Origin of the sequence: Solemya pervernicosa gill symbiont (assembly GCF_002020875.1) — a bacterium.
GTDB lineage: Bacteria > Pseudomonadota > Gammaproteobacteria.
This window is the reverse complement of the sequence record NZ_MPRL01000002.1, coordinates 13657-34672: the sequence shown is the minus strand read 5'-3', so window position 1 is coordinate 34672 and position 21016 is coordinate 13657. Positions and strand designations below refer to the sequence as shown.

At 53.4% G+C, this 21016-nt stretch carries 20 protein-coding genes; all 20 read right to left on the bottom strand.

Translation table 11 applies throughout. The features are described from left to right. Positions 1-87: 87 nt before the first annotated feature. The 20 genes from BOW52_RS00765 to fliI all read right to left on the bottom strand — a co-directional run bounded on the left by BOW52_RS00765 (position 88) and on the right by fliI (position 21015). On the bottom strand, positions 88-1170 hold the full coding sequence (locus tag BOW52_RS00765) for a protein-glutamate methylesterase/protein-glutamine glutaminase (RefSeq protein ID WP_078482170.1): 1083 nt from the start codon (positions 1168-1170) through the stop codon (positions 88-90). Between the two features lie 61 nt (positions 1171-1231). Beyond that, complete coding sequence (locus tag BOW52_RS00760) at positions 1232-3334, bottom strand: chemotaxis protein CheA (protein ID WP_078482169.1); 2103 nt, start codon at positions 3332-3334, stop codon at positions 1232-1234. Between the two features lie 12 nt (positions 3335-3346). Continuing rightward, positions 3347-4090 carry a protein phosphatase CheZ gene (locus tag BOW52_RS00755; RefSeq protein ID WP_078482265.1) on the bottom strand — a complete coding sequence of 248 codons (744 nt, stop codon included), beginning with the start codon at positions 4088-4090 and terminating at the stop codon, positions 3347-3349. A 17-nt stretch (positions 4091-4107) separates the two neighbouring features. Further along, on the bottom strand, positions 4108-4488 hold the full coding sequence (gene cheY, locus BOW52_RS00750; RefSeq protein ID WP_078482168.1) for a chemotaxis response regulator CheY: 381 nt from the start codon (positions 4486-4488) through the stop codon (positions 4108-4110). Positions 4489-4578: 90 nt separating this feature from the next. Continuing rightward, a complete protein-coding gene (locus BOW52_RS00745) occupies positions 4579-5316 on the bottom strand; it encodes an RNA polymerase sigma factor FliA (RefSeq protein ID WP_078482167.1) in 738 nt (245 codons plus the stop codon). Then, the gene (locus BOW52_RS00740) at positions 5313-6194 is read right to left on the bottom strand and encodes a MinD/ParA family protein (RefSeq protein ID WP_078482264.1); all 882 of its coding nucleotides are present in this window, start codon (positions 6192-6194) and stop codon (positions 5313-5315) included. The genes BOW52_RS00745 and BOW52_RS00740 overlap by 4 nt, the downstream gene beginning before the upstream one ends. After that, the gene (gene flhF / locus BOW52_RS00735) at positions 6184-7521 is read right to left on the bottom strand and encodes a flagellar biosynthesis protein FlhF (RefSeq protein WP_078482166.1); all 1338 of its coding nucleotides are present in this window, start codon (positions 7519-7521) and stop codon (positions 6184-6186) included. The genes BOW52_RS00740 and flhF overlap by 11 nt, the downstream gene beginning before the upstream one ends. Positions 7522-7550: 29 nt before the next feature. Further along, a complete protein-coding gene (gene flhA, locus BOW52_RS00730; RefSeq protein WP_078482263.1) occupies positions 7551-9671 on the bottom strand; it encodes a flagellar biosynthesis protein FlhA in 2121 nt (706 codons plus the stop codon). A gap of 41 nt (positions 9672-9712) precedes the next feature. Further along, on the bottom strand, positions 9713-10882 hold the full coding sequence (gene flhB / locus BOW52_RS00725; protein ID WP_078482165.1) for a flagellar biosynthesis protein FlhB: 1170 nt from the start codon (positions 10880-10882) through the stop codon (positions 9713-9715). 1 nt (position 10883) lies between these two features. Next, complete coding sequence (gene fliR / locus BOW52_RS00720) at positions 10884-11663, bottom strand: flagellar biosynthetic protein FliR (RefSeq protein WP_078482164.1); 780 nt, start codon at positions 11661-11663, stop codon at positions 10884-10886. A gap of 4 nt (positions 11664-11667) precedes the next feature. Then, the gene (gene fliQ / locus BOW52_RS00715) at positions 11668-11937 is read right to left on the bottom strand and encodes a flagellar biosynthesis protein FliQ (protein ID WP_078482163.1); all 270 of its coding nucleotides are present in this window, start codon (positions 11935-11937) and stop codon (positions 11668-11670) included. A 23-nt stretch (positions 11938-11960) separates the two neighbouring features. Then, positions 11961-12704 (bottom strand): flagellar type III secretion system pore protein FliP, encoded by a 744-nt coding sequence (fliP, locus tag BOW52_RS00710; protein ID WP_078482162.1) that lies wholly within the window; start codon positions 12702-12704, stop codon positions 11961-11963. Continuing rightward, positions 12701-13183, bottom strand: a complete 483-nt coding sequence (gene fliO / locus BOW52_RS00705) for a flagellar biosynthetic protein FliO (RefSeq protein WP_078482161.1) — start codon at positions 13181-13183, stop codon at positions 12701-12703. Before fliO ends, fliP begins: the two co-directional genes overlap by 4 nt. Beyond that, a complete protein-coding gene (gene fliN, locus BOW52_RS00700; protein WP_078482160.1) occupies positions 13180-13596 on the bottom strand; it encodes a flagellar motor switch protein FliN in 417 nt (138 codons plus the stop codon). Before fliN ends, fliO begins: the two co-directional genes overlap by 4 nt. Beyond that, positions 13596-14624, bottom strand: a complete 1029-nt coding sequence (gene fliM / locus BOW52_RS00695; RefSeq protein ID WP_078482159.1) for a flagellar motor switch protein FliM — start codon at positions 14622-14624, stop codon at positions 13596-13598. The genes fliN and fliM overlap by 1 nt, the downstream gene beginning before the upstream one ends. A 6-nt stretch (positions 14625-14630) precedes the next feature. Beyond that, positions 14631-15191, bottom strand: a complete 561-nt coding sequence (locus tag BOW52_RS00690; protein WP_078482158.1) for a flagellar basal body-associated FliL family protein — start codon at positions 15189-15191, stop codon at positions 14631-14633. A 247-nt stretch (positions 15192-15438) separates the two neighbouring features. Further along, positions 15439-17766: a methyl-accepting chemotaxis protein gene (locus tag BOW52_RS00685; protein ID WP_078482157.1), complete on the bottom strand. Its 2328-nt coding sequence runs from the start codon at positions 17764-17766 to the stop codon at positions 15439-15441. Positions 17767-18033: 267 nt separating this feature from the next. Then, positions 18034-19119 carry a flagellar hook-length control protein FliK gene (locus BOW52_RS00680; RefSeq protein ID WP_172840042.1) on the bottom strand — a complete coding sequence of 362 codons (1086 nt, stop codon included), beginning with the start codon at positions 19117-19119 and terminating at the stop codon, positions 18034-18036. 70 nt (positions 19120-19189) lie between these two features. Beyond that, entirely contained in the window at positions 19190-19639 is a 450-nt protein-coding gene (fliJ, locus tag BOW52_RS00675) for a flagellar export protein FliJ (RefSeq protein ID WP_078482155.1), read from the bottom strand. After that, on the bottom strand, positions 19639-21015 hold the full coding sequence (gene fliI, locus BOW52_RS00670) for a flagellar protein export ATPase FliI (protein WP_078482154.1): 1377 nt from the start codon (positions 21013-21015) through the stop codon (positions 19639-19641). The genes fliJ and fliI overlap by 1 nt, the downstream gene beginning before the upstream one ends. Position 21016 lies beyond the last annotated feature (1 nt).

Genomic DNA, 21016 nt, shown 5'->3' with positions numbered 1-21016 from the left:
AAATTATGCAATAACGGCCTCTACTGAGTATAGATACCCCATTTTGGGTGCTGAGACCATTCATTACCTGTCACTCGCATCAAATCCTTAAACAACACCTGCAAGTTCACTGCCAAACTGATCGAGTGTTACGACACGATCTGTGATGCGAGCCTCTGCTACTGCCATCGGCATACCGTAGACAACGCAGCTCGCCTCATCCTGGCTCCAGACCGTGGAACCGCCCTGTTTAAGGGTGCGACACCCCTCTCTACCATCTGCACCCATCCCGGTCAGAATCACCGCCAGGGTCGTATTTGGATAGATTTTGGCAACAGAATTGAAGGTGATATCGACACAGGGTTTGTAGAACTGGCCAGCATCACTCTCTGTGATCTTCACCCGCGCCGCACCACTTCGCCCCTCAATAACCATCTGTTTACCACCGGGTGCCAATAAAGCGACACCAGGCTGCAGCATGTCGCCATCTGCGGCCTCTTTCACCTTGATGTTGCAGAGCTGGTCAAGACGCGCCGCGAAAGCCGGAGTAAAGGTGCCAGGCATGTGCTGTACCAGCAAAATCGGCATCGGGTAGTTAGCCGGCAGTGCGGTCAGTACCTTCTGTAACGCGACCGGTCCACCCGTGGAGGTACCGATAGCAAGTAGTTTGAAACTGCCACGCCTAACAGGCGCTGAAGGGGCAGCGGGTGGCGGCGCAGACGCTGGTCTTGAAATGGGTGTACGCGCGGCTGCCGTTGGTCTGCTTACAGGCGGTGGTGTTGGTGCTGGGCGACTTCCCTTGGCGACACTGCGAACCTGTGCGCAAAGTTTACGCTTTGCCTCTTCGCGATCTTTAGAAATGTCATCGAAGCGTTTTGGTAAAAAATCGACCGCACCGGCATCGAGTGCATCGAGTGTCGCCTTGGCACCATCGTAGGTGAGTGAAGAGAACATCAACACGGGAGTTGGGCGCATTGTCATAATACGCCGTACTGCTGTGATGCCATCCATGACCGGCATCTCGATATCCATGGTGATCACATCGGGCTTGAGCTGCATCGTCTTATCGATGGCATCTTTACCATCCACAGCAGCACCGACCACCTCAATCTGGGGATCTGAATCGAGAATCTCTGTGACACGGCGCCGGAAAAAACCGGAGTCGTCCACAACCAGTACGCGTACTGCCATCTATCTCTCTACCTTAAAACCGTAATAAGGGGTTTGATTGTCACCCCGAACGGCGCAGGGTTCAATATTTTCCGCCGTAGGCCTTCATCAAGCTGGGTACATCGAGAATCAGAGCAATACGCCCATCACCGGTGATGGTTGCACCTGACATGCCAGCCACACCATGCAGTGTCTGACCGAGTGGCTTGATAACCACCTCTTCTTGACCAATCAGCTGATCCACCACGAAACCGACACGCTGACTACCCACATTGACGACAACGACATGTGCATTGTCTGGTGCCTGATCAACGTAACCGTCCTGTACCAGCCATTCACGTAAGTAGTAAAGCGGCAGTGCCTGATTGCGCACCATCACCACTCGTTGACCATCAACCACATTGGTCTTGGAAAGATCGAGATTGAAGATCTCGTTAACACTGGCCAGTGGCAGACTAAACGGCTGTTTACCCAGAACGACCATCAGGGTCGGCATAATAGCGAGCGTCAGCGGTACCTTGATGCTGATCTTGGAACCTTTACCGAGAGTCGAATCGATCTCAGCACTACCATTGAGCTGGGTAATCTGGGTCTTGACCACATCCATGCCAACACCACGACCTGAGACATCGGATATCTCGGTCTTGGTTGAGAAACCCGCCGCAAAAATCAGGTTATAAGCCTCGTTGTCACTCAGACGATTCGCACTATCCTCATCCATCATCCCCTTCTCAACCGCCTTGCGACGCAGAAGGTCGGCATCCATACCAGCACCATCATCGGTGATAGTGATCAGAATATGATCACCCTCCTGGTCTGCCGCGAGAATAACGGTACCACCACGAGGTTTACCCGCTGATTCACGAACATCGGGCCCCTCAATACCGTGGTCAACCGCATTACGCACCAGATGCACGAGTGGATCGGCCAGCGCCTCAACTAAATTCTTATCAAGGTCGGTCTCCTCACCGCGCAGCTCTAGAGAGACCTCTTTCTTAAGACTACGCGCAAGGTCACGTACAACACGTGGGAAGCGACCAAAGACCTTCTTGATCGGTTGCATGCGGGTTTTCATCACCGCTGTCTGAAGGTCTGCGGTAACCAGGTCGAGGTTAGCAACGGCCTTGCTCGCCTCCTCATCGGCCATCGCGGCCTTGAGGGTCGAGAGCCGATTACGTACCAGTACCAGCTCGCCAACCAGATTCATAATGTCATCGAGACGCTTGGTATCGACACGAACCGTTGCTTCCTGGGTTGGTTGTCCACCGCCTGCAGCGGCCTTCGCTGGTGCCTTGGCGGCAGGTACAGGTTTATCCTGTGCTGCTGGCTGCGCTGCCTTGGCGGGAGGTTGGGGGGGGAGGGTCTCTTTTTTCTCTGCTTTAGCAGGCTCAGTAGCACCCGAAGAGCCCGGGGCCTTGCCGCCGTGAAGCTCATCGAGCAGTGCCTCAAACTCATCTTCACTGATATCGTCTGAACCTGAAGCCGCCGTCGGTTCAGCCGGTTTTTCGGCTTCTACCGCACCCGATGCACCCGGTGCCTTACCACCGTGTAACTCATCAAGCAGCGCCTCAAAATCATCTTCACTGATATCTTCCGAACCGCCACTCGCACTTGTTTGGGCAGCCTCAGAAGCTGCCGGAGCACCCGGTGCCGCACCATCGTGTAGCGTATCCAGCAGTGCCTCAAACTCTTCATCGGTGATATCACCATCATCCGCCGCACCGCTTTCTGCAACTGCAACCGGTTCGGGCTCAGGTTCTGCTGCAGGTGGCTCAGCAGCGGAGGCAGCATCTACGGTACCGTTCAGATACGCTTCCAGTGAGGCCATCAGCTCATCTTCGGCAGGCGTTGGATCCTGTCCGGAGCGAACCTCATCAAACATACTATTGAGTCTGTCTAGAACCGTGAGGAAGATATCCATCAAGGTGGCATCTACATCGCGCTCACCATTGCGGAGCTGGTTGAAGACATCTTCGGCGCGATGACAAATATTGACCAGAGCATCCAGGCTCAAGAAGCTGGCACCACCCTTTACGGTATGGAAGCCACGAAATACTGCATTGAGAAGATCGTTATCTTTTGGACGCTGCTCCAGCTCTACGAGCTGTTCACCCAGCTGTTCGAGGATTTCACCCGCCTCGATCAGAAAGTCCTGGAGAATATCGTCATCAACATCGATTGCCATTTTTTTACGTCCTCAGAATCCGAGGCTAGAGAGAAGGTCATCCACATCATCCTGGCCACTCACCACATCGGCGGTTTCCAGACCAGGTACTTGAGGCCCTTCCAACTTTCCAGACTCACTTGTTGTTTTTTCGCTTGAGGTACTGCCTGGCACCATCTTCTTACCAGAGATTCGAACCATCTCAACCAGATTCTCTTCTACTTCCTGGACAAGACTTATTACGCGGCGAATGATCTGACCGGTAATATCCTGGAAATCCTGTGCCATCAGAACTTCTGTCAACTTACTCTGAATGTCGGCTGTACTCTGCTGGACTTGAGTAAAAAAGGTATCAATCTCACCACTGAGGTCACGAAACTCCTGCGCCTCCATCTCTCTGGCACGGAATTTCTGCCACTGACCACCTAGGTCTGAAGCCTGTTTACTGAGGCTCTCACACATAGGCAGCACCTGCTCAACCATATCAAGCGTGCGGTGAGCTGACTCTTCAGTCTTGGTAATAACGTAGTTGAGACGCTCTTTGGCATCGGGGATATCTTTTTCGGTTAGCTCAGGAATACGTGAATCGGAACCAAAGCTATTGAGAGAGTCGTGCAGATCACGTGTCAGTTTTCCGATCTCCTGGAAGAGTCCAACATCTCGGATCTGTACCATTTCATCGAGCAGACGATTTGCTTCGGGCTCGTTATCCTCTTCAAGAGATTTGAGCAGTGCGCGCGCATTTTCCAGTCGCAGCTGTTTTTCGCTTTCTGTCAGTTCCATGTTTTGACCCCCTAGCTGCCCGCATCAATGCGTTCAAAGATCTTGTCGATCTTCTCCTTGAGGGTTCCGGCAGTAAACGGCTTAACGATGTAGCCATTTACACCAGCCTGCGCAGCCTCAATGATCTGCTCTTTCTTCGACTCCGCCGTTACCAGCAATACCGGCATAGAAGAGAGGTTCGGATCGGCTCGCACCGCCCTGAGCAGATCAATACCTGTCATCCCAGGCATATTCCAATCGGTAACCAGAAAGTCGAAATCACCAGACTGCAGCATGGGTAGGCCTGTAGCGCCATCGTCTGCTTCCGACACATTTTCGAAGCCCAGCTCACGCAGCAGATTCTTAATGATGCGCCGCATTGTGGAGAAATCATCCACAACCAGGATCTTCATGTTCTTATCCAAAACAACCTCCTGCTCTTTTTATAAGCATTTTCAAAGCTATAGATTCCCACGCAGTATAATGCACTGGAGTCGTAATCGTTAATCTCTATCTGCAGTCCAGTCCGTCATTCTGGCGCGCAATCTTGCCATCGCCTGACTGTGTATTTGACACACGCGTGACTCGCTAACACCCAGCACCTCACCGATCTCACGAAGATTAAGCTCTTCATCGTAATAGAGTGCCAGAACCAGTCGTTCGCGTTCGGACAGACCTGAAATAGTATCGGCCAAGGCACGCTTGAAACCCTCTCGCTCAAGACCTTCGAGCGGTCCGGCCGGCGTGGTCAGATTCCCCTTACCCTGCTGCTCTTCTGCGGTCTCTAGTACATCCTCGACACTGAAGATGCGAGCGCTGCTAGAGTCTTTAAGGATCTGATAGTAGTCATCGAGTGAGATCTCCAATAACTCGGCAACCTCGGAGTCCTTGGCATCGCGCCCTTCGCGGTTCTCAACCTCATGCACTGCATCAGCAACCATCCGCGCCTTGCGGTGAACTGAACGTGGCGTCCAGTCCGATTTACGAATCTCATCGAGCATCGAACCACGTACACGAATACTGGCGTAGGTCTCAAAACTGGCACCCTGGGTCGGGTCGTAATTTCGTGATGCCTCTAACAGCCCAATCATTCCGGCCTGCATCAAATCCTCGACCTGAACACTGGGCGGCATACGACCGGCCATATGATAGGCAAGTCTTTTAACCAGTGATGCGTGTTGCAGCACCAGATCGTCTTGACCCACTTTCTGGGTCTCTGTGTAAGAGGCCAGGGCATTCATGGCATCAACTCCGCATCACTCGGGCCTGAATGGATCAGACGCTCGAAGAAAAACTCCAGATGCCCGCTCGCCCCAGAGGCCGACGGCCATCCATCCACCTTTTGGGCTATCGTCCTGAATGCCTGAGCAGCTCGGCTGCGAGGGTAGGCCAATACAACTGGCCGTTGAGAGCGCACCGCTTTACGAATGTGATCATCGTAGGGCACTGCACCGATAAAATTCAGTGTTACATCAAGGAAGCGATCGGCCACCATGGTCATCTTGGCGAATAGCTCACGCCCCTCCTGACTCGAGTGGGTCATGTTTGCCATCACATGGAAGCGTGACACATCGTAGTCACGATTTAACACCTTCATGATCGCGTAGGCATCAGTTATAGAGGCGGGCTCATCACAAACCACCACCATCACCTCCTGTGCCGCACGGGTAAAGCTAATCACGTTATCCGAAATACCGGCAGCTGTGTCGATCAACAGGACATCGGGACTGAAGCTCAACTCACTGAAGGCACGAATCAGACCGGCATGTTCCGCTGGGGTCAGTTCCGCCATCTTCTGTGTGCCCGAGGAGGCGGGGATAATTTTCATCCCACCTGGCCCCTCAACGATCACCTCTTCAAGGGTACGCTCACCACTAATCACATGAGAGAGGTTATAGGGTGCATGCACCCCAAGCAGTACATCGACATTGGCCAGACCGAGGTCGGCATCGAGCAGCAGGACCTCACGACCACTCTCGGCCAGTGAGATGCCGAGATTGACCGATAGACTGGTCTTACCGACACCACCCTTACCTCCGGTGACTGCAATTACCTTTACTGGACGTGGTCTACTCATTTTACGTAGTCCATCTGCTTGATCTCTCCCCCTATCTGGCATGAGCATGAACCAATTTTCCACCGTATGCCAATGCCAACTCTTCATCATCAATCATATCGTCGTGTGCGCGTTGGAATTCAACCGCACGCTTCACCAACGTGTGTGCACGCGCTGGGTGTATATCTTCTGGAACACGTTGCCCATCAGTGACATAGGCCAACGGCATATTGCTTTGAATGGCTGCAGACATCACACCACCGAGCGAGGCCGATTCATCAATTTTAGTCACGATACAGCCATCCAGATCGACCCCTTGATACGCCTTAACCGTCTCTCGTACCACCGCCTTCTGTGCCGTGGCTGAGAGCACCAGATAGATCTGCACCAGTGCTGAACCACCCTGCAGAGTGGCAAACTGCTCGGAGAGTCTGATGTCACGCTGACTCATACCGGCCGTATCGATCAACACCAGCTTCTTGCTCGAGAGCGATTTCAATACCTTTTTCAGTGAATCGGCATCGGAGGCCACATGTACCGGTACACTCAAAATCTGTCCATAGGTACGTAGCTGCTCATGGGCACCGATTCGATAACTATCAGTTGTCACCATCGCCACGTTTTTGCTGCCGTGTCGCAGTGCATAACGTGCAGCCAGTTTGGCAATGGTGGTGGTCTTTCCAACACCGGTCGAACCGACCAACGCCACCACACCACCATGATCGAGAAAATCGTCATCACTGGAGACAGGTAGCGTCTTTGCAAGCAGTAGAAGCAGTTGACGCCACGCCTGATCCACGTCAGAAATCGAGGCAACATGATCAACCAGCTCTCTGACCAGATCGATCTGCAGCCCCATACCTGTGAGACGACGAATCAGTTCGGTACGCTGCGGCTGGCTGCGTCCCATCTCACCCCATGCGAGCCCGGTCAGTTGATTCTCAACCATGCCACGCAGGCGTTGGATCTCCTCCTGCATTCCTGAGAGCGCTGGATCGGGAGACCACTCGATCTCAACCGGTGCGCTCTTACGTTCTGTTCTTGCCTGAAGCACCGGCACTTCGACTTCCAATTTCGGTTCAACTGCTGCAGTTGGAACGACAGCCGCCTCCTCCCGAGCTGCATACATCGCAGCACGCTCTTCGATGGTCATCGCCAGTGCGGTTGAATCATCGATATCATGTTTAGAGCTTGCGGCCATGGTCGCTTCACGCTCTACAAAGGCCTCTTCTTTCTGCTCCAGTACCTCTTCATACTCGAGCGATGCGATGATCTCGATTCCGCCACGGACCTTCTTATTGGAGAGAATCACGGCATCGGGACCGATATCCTCTCGCACCATGCGAATCGCCTGTTTCATGTCTGCTGCAAAGAAACGTTTAATTTTCATCTCATCTCACCCTTATGAGTTGTGCCGGTCTAACCGGCACCACCCTCGAGTGCCTGTCCAACCGTCGCTACTACTTTTATCTGTTTATTTTCCGGTACTTCGTTGTAGGCCAATACATGCAGACTCGGAATCGAGGGTCTCAGGAAGCGTGATAACCACCCCCTGACCGTACCGGCCACCAGCATGATGGATGGCTGCCCTGCCATCTCCTGGCGCTGGACTGCGTCGATCAGCGATTGATGCAACCGCTCGGCGAGTCCCGGTTCGATTCCGGCACCTTCTGGCCCGGCTTGTAGACTCTGTAGCAATAACTGTTCCAAACCAGGATCCAGAGTAATCACTGGCAACTCCGCCTCCATCCCATTGATTTGTTGGACAATTAAACGACCAAGTGAAGCACGAACCATACCCGTCAGAAAATCGGCATCCTGCGAAGTAGGAGCGTATTGCGCCAGAGTTTCGGCAATCGTGCGGATATCACGAATCGGCACCTTCTCTCGTAGCAGGTTCTGTAAAACCTTCAGCACAGTGCCGAGTTGCAACAATCTGGGCACGAGGTCTTCAACCAGCTTGGGTGCATTTTTAGAGAGGCCATTGAGTAGCTGCTGTACCTCTTCATGGCCGAGTAGCTCATGCCCATGATCCTGCAAAATCTGACTCAGGTGGGTGGCGATAACGGTACTCGGATCGACTACCGTGTAACCCATCGTCTGCGCCTGATCGCGAAGTCCCGGCTCAACCCAGACCGCTTCAAGACCAAAGGCAGGGTCTCTGCCCGGCAGCCCTTCAATCGATCCAAATACCTGTCCTGGGTTGATTGCCATCTCTCGATCGGGATGGATCTCCGCCTCACCCACCGGCACCCCCATCAGACTGATGCGATAGTAGTTAGGGGCAAGATCGAGGTTGTCGCGGATATGGACCGAGTGGACCAGAAAGCCGAGATCCTGCGAGACCTTCTTACGCACACCCTTGATACGTGGCATCAGCTGGCCACCCTGATTGGTATCGACCAGCGGGATCAATCGATAGCCGACCTCGAGTCCGATCATGTCGACCGGACCTACGTCATCCCAGCTCAGCTCGCTGGGGGCCTGCTCCTCTGCCGGTGCCGCACCACCAGCCGGCGCAGCACCTCCTGGAGGAACCGGAACGCCGGGTGCACCCGGCGCTCCGCCTTCAGCACTCTCGGTCGCCGGCTTCTCCTGATCACGCTGCCACATATAATAGGCGGCGCCACCCAGCGCTGCAGCCAGTGTCAGGAAGGCGAAATTGGGCATACCTGGCACAATTCCAATGCCACCCATTACTCCGGCTGAGACACCCAGTGCCTTGGGTGTCATCAGCTGCGCTAACACCTGCTCGCCCATATCCTGACGTGCAGTAACACGGGTGATAATGATAGCGGTGGCGGTTGAGAGCATCAGAGAGGGGATCTGCGCAACCAGTCCGTCACCGATGGTCAGCAAAGTGTAGTAGTTCATTGCCACACCGAAGGCGAGATCGTGCTGCACGATACCGATGCCAAGACCACCGATAACGTTGATTACCAGAATCAGAATGCCAGCGATGGCATCACCGCGTACGAACTTACTGGCACCATCCATCGAGCCGTAGAAGTCTGCCTCGTTGGAGACATCTTCACGACGTTCACGCGCCTCCTCCTGGGTAATAATTCCGGCATTGAGATCGGCGTCAATCGCCATCTGTTTACCCGGCATCGCATCGAGGGTGAAGCGAGCGCTTACCTCAGAGACACGTCCCGCACCCTTGGTGACCACCACAAAGTTGATAACAACCAGGATCAGGAACACCACCAGGCCGACAGCGTAGTTACCACCGATAACAAACGAACCAAACGATTCGATGACCTTACCCGCGGCAGCGCCACCGTTGTGCCCCTCGAGCAGGATGATTCGCGTTGAGGCGACGTTCAGAGCCAGACGCAGCAGGGTTGCGATCAATAGCACCGTAGGAAAAAGGCTGAAATCGAGTGGTCGTGCAACGTAGACCACCACCATCATCACGATCAGGGAGAGTGCAATATTAAAGGTGAAGAAAATATCGAGCAGAATCGTTGGCAGCGGAATAACCACCATCGCCAACAGCATAACGAGCAGGATCGGCGCACCCATGCCGTTACGCATCATCTCACCTATTGTGGCACCGATTGAACGGTTCGCTTCCACTGCTACTCTCTCCCCTGCTCAGGCCCATTGGCCTGTTCTTGATCTCTCTTTAAAAACTCATCGGGTACCGGCAGATCATCAGGTGGTGGAGGTTTTACACCGCCCTCTCGAAGAATGATGCGCACCTGATAGACGTAGGCAAGTACCTGTGCCACCGCGACATAGAGCCCCGCCGGGATCTCCTGATCAAGCTCTGTGTTGTAGAAGATCGCTCGTGCCAATGGAGGTGCAGCAAAGATTGGCACATCGTGCTCAGTGGCAATATTTCTAATCTGTGCTGCGATCAGGTCGGCGCCCTTGGCCACCACCTTCGGGGCCCCACCCTTATCCTGTTCGTACTTAAGTGCTACGGCGAAGTGGGTCGGGTTGGTCACAACCACATCCGCCTGTGGCACCTCATCCATCATGCGACGCTGTGACATCTCATACTGCATCTGGCGTACGCGTGCCTTAACCTCAGGCTTACCTTCGGTATCTTTATACTCGTCCTTAACTTCCTGACGGGTCATCTTCAACTGCTTGGAGTGATCCCAGAGCTGGAACGGAACATCGACCAGCGCGATGAGTATTAGCGCCGCACTCATCGCCAGAAATGACCAGGTCACCAGTTCGGCCGAATGTGCCAACCCCTGCTGCAGGGGTTCTGCCGCGAGTCCAAAGAACTCCTCCGACCACTGCCACAAGATAGTGGCGGAGATCATCGCCACCACCGAGAATTTCGCCACCGCCTTGATCAGCTCCATCAGACCGCGAGGACCAAAGACACGCTTGAGTCCCTTGATTGGGTCGAGCTTATTCCACTTCGGTGCCACCGCCTTCCAGCTAAACGACCAGCCTCCCATTACAACCGGAGGCAGGAACGCCGCTACTGTCAGCAGTAACAGGAATGGCGCCATCATAAAGAGCGCTTCTGAGAACAGACGGATCATGAACTGGACCGCTGCCACCTTATCAAAGGCGAGTGAGCGATCAATGCTAAATCCCTGCTGCAGGATCACCACCAGCTCTTTCAGCATCCCCTCGCCCATCACCAGCAGCCCGGTCGCCGCCACCATCAGCATTGTCATCGAACCAAGCTCTCTGGAGCGAGGAATCTGGCCCTTTTCACGCGCTTCGCGTTGGCGTTTGGGCGTCGCCTCTTCAGTGCGTTCCTGACCTTCATCCTGAGCCATGTCAGGTACCTCCCTGCAGCATTAACCGCAAAAAGTTAAATGCCTCATCGAAGAGCCGTTGGATAAGATCAGCAACCGTGGGTAGGGTCACCATGATCAGTACAAAACCGATCAGCATGGTGATCGGGAAACCGACTGCGAAGATATTTAGCTGTGGTGCGGCGCGCATCATCACACCAAAACCGATATTAACCACCATCAGTGAGATCATCACCGGCATTGCGATCAACACCGCACCGGCAAACATCTGACCACCCCACTGCACCAGACCCCACACCCCTTCGGCGAGTAGTCCGCTAGTACCGACCGGCAGTATATGGAAGCTTTGCGCTAGCACGTCGATCATGATCAGGTGACCATTGAGGGAGAGGAATAACAGTGTGGTCAGAATCAGGAAATACTGGCTGAGTACCGGTACCTGAACACCGTTTTGCGGATCGACCATCGAGGCAAAACCGAGACCCATTCCCATGGCGACGCTGTGACCACCCATGGTGATGGCACCCATTACCAACTGGAGCACAAATCCCATCGAAAATCCGATCAGAAACTGCTGCATCAGGGTAAAGATCCCCTGCGGACTGAGCGGATCGAGATTGGGTACCGCAGGGATCACCGGAATGAGGACCAGGGTAACCGTTACTGCGATTAGTAGCTTGACTCGCATCGGTAACATCTGCGAGCCGAAAATCGGAGCAATGGTGAACATGGCGCCGATACGCACGAAGGGCCACATAAAGGTGCCGATATATCCGCCGATCTCTGCCGTGGTCAGATTCATGGCCTTAACCGATCAGCTCGGGGATGCGTTGAATCAGACCCGTGGCAAAACCCATGATGGTCCTCAGCATCCACGGTCCGGCCATCATCAAGGCGAGCGCCAGAATAATCAGCTTTGGGATAAAGCTGAGCGTCATCTCCTGAATCGAGGTTGCAGCCTGAAAAACACTGACCAGCAGACCGATTGCGAGCGCAGAGAGTAACAGCGGTGCAGCCAGCAGTGCGGTGACAATCAATGTCTCCTGAATAATATTGACGACGATATCGGGTGTCATTGCGTCAACTCTCCAGTGCCAGGCTACACATAGAAACTCGAAGCGAGCGTACCGGTGATCAGTGACCAACCATCAATCAGAACAAACAGCATGATCTTAAACGGCATCGAGATGATCATTGGCGAGAGCATCATCATACCCATCGACATCAAGACACTCGCTACCACCAGGTCAATAATCAGAAACGGCAGAAAGATTAAAAAGCCTATCTGGAAAGCCGTCTTAAGCTCACTGGTGACAAATGAGGGAACCAGAATCGAAAATGGCACATCCTCCGGAGTCTCAATATCACCTCGGCCTGAGATGCGGGTAAAGAGTGCGATATCGTCTTCGCGGGTCTGGCGCAGCATAAATTCACGCAACGGAATGCTCGCCTTCTCCACCCCCTGCTCCAGGGTGATCTGCTCCTGCAGATAGGGCTGTAGTGCCTCGTCGTGAATACGCTCAAAGACCGGCCACATAATGAAGACGGTCAAAAAGAGCGTCAGACCAATTAAAATCTGATTAGAGGGAGTATTCATCGTACCGAGCGCCTGGCGCAGGATCGCCAGAACAATAATGATGCGTGTAAAAGAGGTCATCATCATCAGTGCGGCGGGCAGGAAGGTGAGCGCGGTCATCAGCGCCAGCACTTGAATAGTCACACTGTAGGTCTGACCACCGCCCTCTGTTGGGGTGACCGTCAATGCAGTAAAGCCACTCTCTGCGAAAGCGGCCAACGGGGTAAACAGGCTCATTAATGCGATTAATTGAAGGATGCGCTTCATCTCTTTTTCACCTGCTGCAGTGCCGCGCCCAACTTCTCTGCGAAGCTGTTTTCAGAAACTCGTTCTTTGGCAGCGATCGGTTTTTCAAGTCGGTGCAGCATCTCAACCCGTCCCGGCGCTACCCCAAGCAAGAGCTGCTCTTCTCCCACTTCGATCAGCACCACCCGTTCACGATTACCAACCGAGAGGCCGCCAACCACTCGCATTGAGCCATCATGTGAGGCGTGCCAACCGCCAAAACGTCGCATCATCCAGGCTGCGGCTACGATCATGGCCAGGACAAACATTAGTGCGACGGTCATCTGCAGCAGATTACCGGCTGCGACCGGATCGTTATTTAAGGTAGTGCGGGCGGTTTCAGTGACAGGTTTAGATACAACGGGTGCTTCAGACGCATAGAGGGGTGCGGCAAATAACAGCAGCAGAGGCACGCTTACAATGCGATGAAGTAGACCTCGTACTGCATCAATCAGAATCATTTCAGTTTCTTCACGCGCTCTGCAGGGCTAATCACATCGGTAAGACGGATACCGAACTTCTCGTTGACCACCACCACTTCGCCATGAGCGATCAAGGTGCCGTTAACCAGAACATCCATCGGTTCTCCTGCGAGTCGATCAAGCTCCACCACCGAGCCCTGGTTGAGCTGTAGCAGATTGCGAATTGGAATCTTGGTTCGACCAATCTCCATCGCAATGGTGACGGGAATATCGAGGATGACCTCAAGGTTCTCATCCTCGGAACCCAGACCACCGCCCGCCGGTTTAAGGTTATCGAATTCAGCACGCTCTACCTGCGGTTCTGGTTCAGCAGCGCCCTCTTCGCCCTCATCCAATGCAGCTGCCCATTGGGCCGCGAGCTCATCATCACTCACTTCAGTCTCGTCATTCATCACTTCACGCCCTTAATTATTTCCTGCTTCGTAGGAAGCTCCTGTGCAACCGACAATCCACGTCTGATCGGCTCTGTTACCTGAATAGCAAGATTGCCCTGACTCTCACCAAGATGTCCCTTAAAAACGGGAACCTCTTCCGCCTTAATGTTAATAACTTCCGGCATCTCAATCGGAATCACATCACCCTCTTTAAAATTCATCACTTCCTTCAGCGACAGATCGACCTCGGTGAGAGTGGCACTGACATCGACCTCAGCCAGCTTCATCTCCTCTCGCAGCGCGATCAGCCAACGCTCATCGGTGTCACTGGTATCACTCTGCAGACCGGCATCGAGAATCTCACGCATCGGTTCGAGCATTGAGTAGGGCATGGTCACATGCAGATCACCACCACCTCCATCCAGCTCGACGTGGAAGGTGTTGACCACGACAACTTCGGTCGGGCTGACGATATTGGCAAACTGGGGATTCACCTCTGAGTTGATATATTCGAAGCTGACATCCAGCACTGGCGCCCAACCCTCTGCCAGATCTTTAAAAGCCTGCTGCAGGATCATCTGCACCACACGCAGCTCGGTTGGGGTGAATTCCCGACCCTCGATACGCGCATGGTAGCGACCATCACCACCAAAAAAATTATCGACGATGATAAAGACCAACTTGGGATCGACGACAAACAGCGCCGTGCCGCGCAGCGGCTGCATCTTGACCAGATTGAGACTGGTAGGGACGAACAGCGAGTGGACGTACTCGCTGAATTTGAGCATCTGTACACCACCGACTGAGATTTCAGCGGTACGACGTAACAGGTTAAAGAGACTGATTCGGAACAGACGTGCAAAACGTTCGTTGATCATCTCCAACGTGGGCATACGCCCGCGCACGATCCGATCCTGGCTGGTGAAATCGTAGGGCCTAGTCGCGCCCTCTTCTAACTCCTCCTCAGCTTCGGTCTCAATATCACCGCCACCGATCCCCCCTAGTAGGGCATCGATTTCGTCTTGAGATAGAAGATCGCCGGCCATAGTCGATTACTGCATTACAAAGCTGGTGAAGAGTACCGACTCAACGACCGAACCACCGGTCTGCTGTTTCAGTACTTCCTGGGCAATCTTCAGCGATTCAGACTGAAGATTCTGCTTACCCTCTAACGTACGCACATCTTCGTAGGTCTTGGCGCTGTACATCAGTAGCATGCGACTCTTGAGCATCGGCATATGGGTTCTGATCTTGGTCTCACCCTCCGGATCCTTGGTTAATAGAGTGACACCGATCTGCAGATAGCGAACCAGAGTCTGGTCTTCGAAGTTGACAACGAAAGGCGGATCGATTGCCACATAGACGGCATCACCCGTGGGCATCACCTCCGCCTCCTCAGGTAGCGCATCGGGCTCAACAGCCCCCCCTTCTGTCATCTCAGTAGGTGTTTCACCACTGTCACCTCCGGAGAGGAACATCACCGCCCCCACCGCGACACCGATAACAACGACCAGGAAGACCGCCATGATGATGATCATCATCTTCATGTTCATTCCTGAACTCTTTTTCTCCGTGCTCTCTACATCGAGATCGAGATCTTCTTCTTCAGCCATGCTGCGGCCCTCATTATCAAGTTGTTATTTGCATTATTCACACTAAATGCAAGAGTTAAGCCAACTTTGAACACAGTGATAACCAACTGTTAATCAATGCGTTACAAAGTCTATCATATGGGGGATATAAACACAGATATAAGAAGCGGGTAAAGCGTCAATATTTCGACTCTATCCTGCGGTAGCGACAGACAAAAAAGGGTGCCAGAGGCACCCTTTTTTAAACTATGCAGAAACGACTTGAGAATCAGACTTTGAATTGCGCTACCAGGCTCTGCAGGTTGGAAGCCAATCTTGCCAACTCACCGCTGGCAGATGCCGTCTGCTGAGCCCCGGCGGCAGTCGCCTCCGCCACCTCATTGATATTGACTACATTTCTGTTGATCTCCTCGGCAACTGCACTCTGCTCCTCAGCAGCACTGGCGATCTGAGTATTCATATCGGCCACCTCAGCGACAGCAGCAGTAATGGTCTGTAGTGACTCGCCCGCCTTGGCAGCGGTCTGCACACTCGACTCTGCCTGTGAGCGACTCTCGTCCATCACAGCTACCGCATCACCCGCGCCTGACTGCAGACGTTCGATCATATCTTCAATCTCACGGGTCGACTCCTGAGTTCGCTGGGCCAGCGTTCGCACCTCATCGGCAACTACCGCGAACCCCCTACCCTGCTCACCCGCACGTGCAGCCTCAATGGCTGCGTTCAGTGCTAGCAGGTTGGTCTGTTCCGCAATACCCTTGATGACATCCAGAACGGTACCGATAGATTCGGTCTCAGACTCCAGCTTGTGAATCACGTTGGCCGCCTTCTCTACCTCACCTGCCAGTGAGTCGATCGCATCCATCGTGGCGGTAACAACGGCACGTCCGTTGCTCGACTCAGCATTGGCCGCCTGAGTAGAACTCGCTGCCGAAGTCGCATTGCGTGCCACCTCCTGAACGGTAGCGGTCATCTCATTCATTGCTGTGGCCACCTGCTCGGTCTCGGAGAGCTGCTGGCGAATCGCCGTTTCGGTCTCTTCGGTAACGGCATTCATCTCCTCAGCAGCCGAGGCGAGCTGAGTGGTGGAACCATTCACCGATTCAATAATGTGTTGGAACTTGCTCACCATCTTATTGAACGCATCCGCCGTCAGACCCAACTCATCCTTAGAGTTAATATCGACACGCTGACTCAGATCAGACTCACGCTCAATCTTTTCGATGGTACCGCTCAATTTGAGAATCGGACGAGTAATCGCATTGGCGAACATATAACCAACTGCCAGCGCCAGAGCGACAACGACCAGCGTCACCAGGATCACAGTCGAGATAATGGTCGACTCCATCTCATCGACCGATGCAAACGCCTCCGCCTCATCGATCTCACTCATGATCGCCCACCTCAGGCCAGGAATATCGAGAGGTGTATAGGCCGATAACACAGCCACATTTCTATAGTCATCGAAAATCGCAAAGCCACGTTCACCACCGATGGCGGCGCGCGTACCCTGGGTCTCGATAGGTTGCAGACCGATACTGGTTCCCTTGGCGCCTATGGTGTCGACCAGACCTGGAGATACACCTACCTCTTTGAGCAGATCCAGGTAACCGCTCTTATCCTCAATCAGAAAGCGGCTCATGCTGCGCATCTTGTAGTCACCACCCACCAGGTAGGTCTCACCCGAGGCACCGAGCCCGATGTCACTCCACTTTTCACCGCTGGTCATCACCGTGTTGATGTTATCGACAGGCATCTGGAACACCAGGATGCCCACCTTTTTACCCTTGAGATAGATAGGTGATGCGATAAAGGAGGCTGCGCCTTCGTATGAAGGGGTATAGGGGGAAAAATCGATTAGAGAAACGTGGTCAGGCGTACTCCCCTGATTGGCCGCCTTGAACGCCTCAGCCAATCCACTATTGGCATAGGCACCGTCATTAAGAGATGTAGCGTAATCGAGCTCTTTGAATACCGAGTAGATCACATGTCCCGTGTCGGGATCGATCAGGAAGATATCGTAATAACCGAAGGTCTCGAGATATTGATTAAAGGTGTCGTGGTAGTGCTTGTGCACATCACCATAAGGAGTGCCGTCCTGAGGATCGGTCAAACCATTTTTGTTGCCTAACGGCTGACTGTTGGCAGCAATGTAACGGTATTGCAGTGCGAGCCCTGCATCATCGAGCCGGTTCATCAAACCACCAGTATCGATCGAACTACCGGGATTCTGGTTTTTATACTCGGCTCCAAACTCATTGCCGTAGTAGTTAGTGAGCTTCTGCTTCATCTGCTCACTATCAGCATCGGTCGCATCAGAGGCGTAACTGTGGAACGCCGCTTTAAACTCCTCCATCGCATGAGCCACCATAAGATTAGAGGAGAAGGTCACCACCTGATTACGAATGGTGCCGAAATAGTCCTCAATCTGTGTCTTTTTAATATCTCGGATCGAGACCAGTTGATTCCTGGCCTGGAGCTCCAACGCTTCACGCCCGGTATTAACCGCCATCGTCTCAATGATTAGGGCGGTCGCAACCACCGGAATCAGTGCTAGAAGAGAGGCGCCAAGCGTAAGTTTATTCTTAATTTTCATAATAATTCCAATCAGTTATGAATAATATTATTATCTGTTTCTACGAAAAAAACCATACACACTGTGTGTCAGATATAGCGCAATTCGGACGCATATTCTACATTCGTAAAACGCACCATCAAGGTGCGCTTATCACAAGTTTCGGCAATAATTCGGCGAACTTTAATAATAATTGTCACCATTTGGCATAGGCAAAAAGGCCCGGGATATCTCTCGATATCCCGGGCCTTTTGTTGTTTTTAGTATGGAATTAAATAGTGGCTGCAGTTAGATATAGGTGTCGACGACTCCGTCTATCGAAACGGTCTGGCTGCCATTGGCACCCTCAAGCCCTGCCTCACCATCCTCTTGTGCATTCTGAGCATCATCATGCTCACCCTCTTCACCACTGGCCAGGGCCTCTTCATGTTCTGCAGCAGACTGGTCTGAGACATCTACATCGGCCAGTGACACACCATTCTCTTCAAACATCTCTCTCAGACGTGGTAGTGCGGACTCTAACGCCTCTTTCACATTACCGTGCTGAGTCACAAAGGAGAGGCTCGCCTGATCCTGATTCATATTGATCTTCACCTCGATTGTGCCGAGATGGGGTGGATTGAGGCGTAGTTCAGCAGATTGTTGTTTGTTATTGACCAGCCAGGTCAGCTTATCGCCAACGCCCTCACTCCAACCCTTGCGTCCAAAGGGGACATCGATATCACCTTTGAAGGGCGTCTGTAGTGACTCTTTAGCAAGATGGGCACTCTTCAGAGCATCTCCCTTGGCACCCGCCTCGGTCATGCTCTGGACCATACGCGAGAAACTCTGCTCATCGAGTCGTGCACCGTCATCGAGTTTGATGAACTGCTCACCCAGTTTGAGCATGGGGCCTGCACCCTCCTTCTCACCCTTGCCGGAGCTACCAGATTCAGCACCCGCATCAGCGTTGACAAGTGTCGTTCCGGCACGCTCTGTCAACAATCCTTTGAGTCGATCACCACGGTTTGCACGCCCATCAGCATCAAGCAGCGTCTTTTCACCATCAATTACAATCTCTTCACCCTCACCGACGGAAGGAACAAGTGCCGCAATAGCCGGAAAGAGCGGCAAAGGATTGCCGTCTTCATCCAGCGGTTGCCCCTCAAGCGGCAAAGCCGTTACCTCCTGGAGCACCAACGGAGTCACCTCTTCGGCCACCAGCAGCTCCTCCGCCATAGTCAGTACCGCCTCTAGATCGGTGACTCCCTCACCGATTTGATTGGTTAGAAGTGCTGCAAAACCGGCGCCTGCACTACCACCCTCGGCACCAGCGCCCAGTTGCGCTGAACCACCAGCCACCTTGGCTACATCGGATGATAGGAGTGTCTGCATCTGTGTCATGTCGTCACCTTGGAGTTTTATCTTTCTTGGATATATTCAATTTACGTGCCAGCAATGGGAACTACCCCTTACCCTTTGGCCGTGAGAACGATTGCGTAACAAATTCATCGCTCTCATGCTGCTCTCGCTGACTCTCCCGCCTCTGTTCATGCTTCCGATAACGCCCCACTACCTTGTCGATCGCCTGTGAGTGAGTGCGCTTGGACAACCACTCCGAACGACTCAGATCACAGTTACGCTGATACTGCTCAATCTGACGCTGTTGATGCTTGATGGCATCGTTTAGCTGATTAATAAAGCGCCTGAAATCCTGCATCATCGCAACCGACATACCGCTACCGGCACGCTGATCAAACTGTTGCTGGTAATCGAGTCGATACTGCAGCAGCTCTTCGAGTCTTTGTTTCTGCTCATTGACCGCATTCTGGCTCTGACCAAACCGTTTTGCCGCTTCGCGTTCGCGATTTTCGGCAATATCAGCCACTGGGCGCATGCGTTTGGAGCGGACCATTAGCCGTTAACCTCCTGCATCGATTGCGCCATGAGTGATTTGAGCCCCTCAATACTTTCAGGAAGCGGGTGGCTCTGGCGGATATCTTGTTGCAGGAACGCCAGTAGCCTCGGGTTGTAGTCGATCGCCTGATCGATCTGTTCATTTGTACCGCGCTGATAGGCGCCGACACTAATCAGGTCCTGATTCTGTCGGAAGGTAGAGAGAATCTGTTTGAAGCGTCGCGCTGAATTAAGGTGCTCTGGATCGATAATCTCAGTCATTACACGGCTGATCGACGCTTCGATATCGATCGCCGGATAGTGACCGGTCTCAGCAATTGCACGCGATAACACCACATGACCATCGAGAATGGCACGCGCGGCATCGGCAATGGGATCGTTATGATCATCGCCCTCGGTCAGCACCGTATAGAAGGCGGTGATCGAACCTCCTCCCTCTTCACCATTACCGGCACGCTCGACCAGATGGGGCAGCTTGGCAAAGACCGAGGGTGGATAACCCTTGGTCGCCGGTGGTTCACCAATCGCCAGTGCGATCTCACGCTGCGCCTGGGCAAAACGGGTCAGTGAATCCATCAGTAGCAACACCTGCTTGCCCTGATCACGGAAATATTCAGCCACGCTGGTGGCCAACATTGCACCGTGTAGCCGCATCAGCGGGGTGTTATCGGCCGGTGAGGCGACGACGACTGAACGCGCCATTCCCTCATCACCGAGAATATTCTGTACAAACTCCTTTACCTCTCGGCCACGCTCACCGATCAATCCAACGACGATTACATCGGCATTGGTATAGCGAGTCATCATGCCGAGCAAGACACTCTTACCGACACCGGAGCCGGCAAACAGCCCCATTCGCTGGCCCCGCCCAACGGTCAACATTGAATTGATTGCACGCACACCGACATCGAGCGGTTCGTGAATCGGTTGTCTGGAGAGTGGATTGATCGATTTTCCCGTCAGTGGGGTATGAGTGGTGTGGTCGATCGGCCCCTTACCATCAAGTGGGGTACCGGCACCGTCGATAACACGCCCCAGCAACCCCTCACCCACCTTCGCTTCGCAAACATCGGCTGTCGGTATCACCTTGGCACTCGGAACAACACCACGCACATCACCGATGGGCATTAGATAGAGTTTTTCGCCCGCAAAGCCGACCACCTCGGCCTCAACATCCTCACCACTACTGCTCTCAACCAGACAACGCGCACCGATCGGTGCCTGACACCCGACCGCCTCAAGAGTTAGCCCGACCATACGCGTCAGACGGCCCTCGACAGTCAGTGGTGCCGGTCCGTGCAGACGATCGCGCTGTTCGCGAATCTTACCGCGCCACTTCTTGCTTCGATTGAGTGCTGTTACGTTATCGTTCACG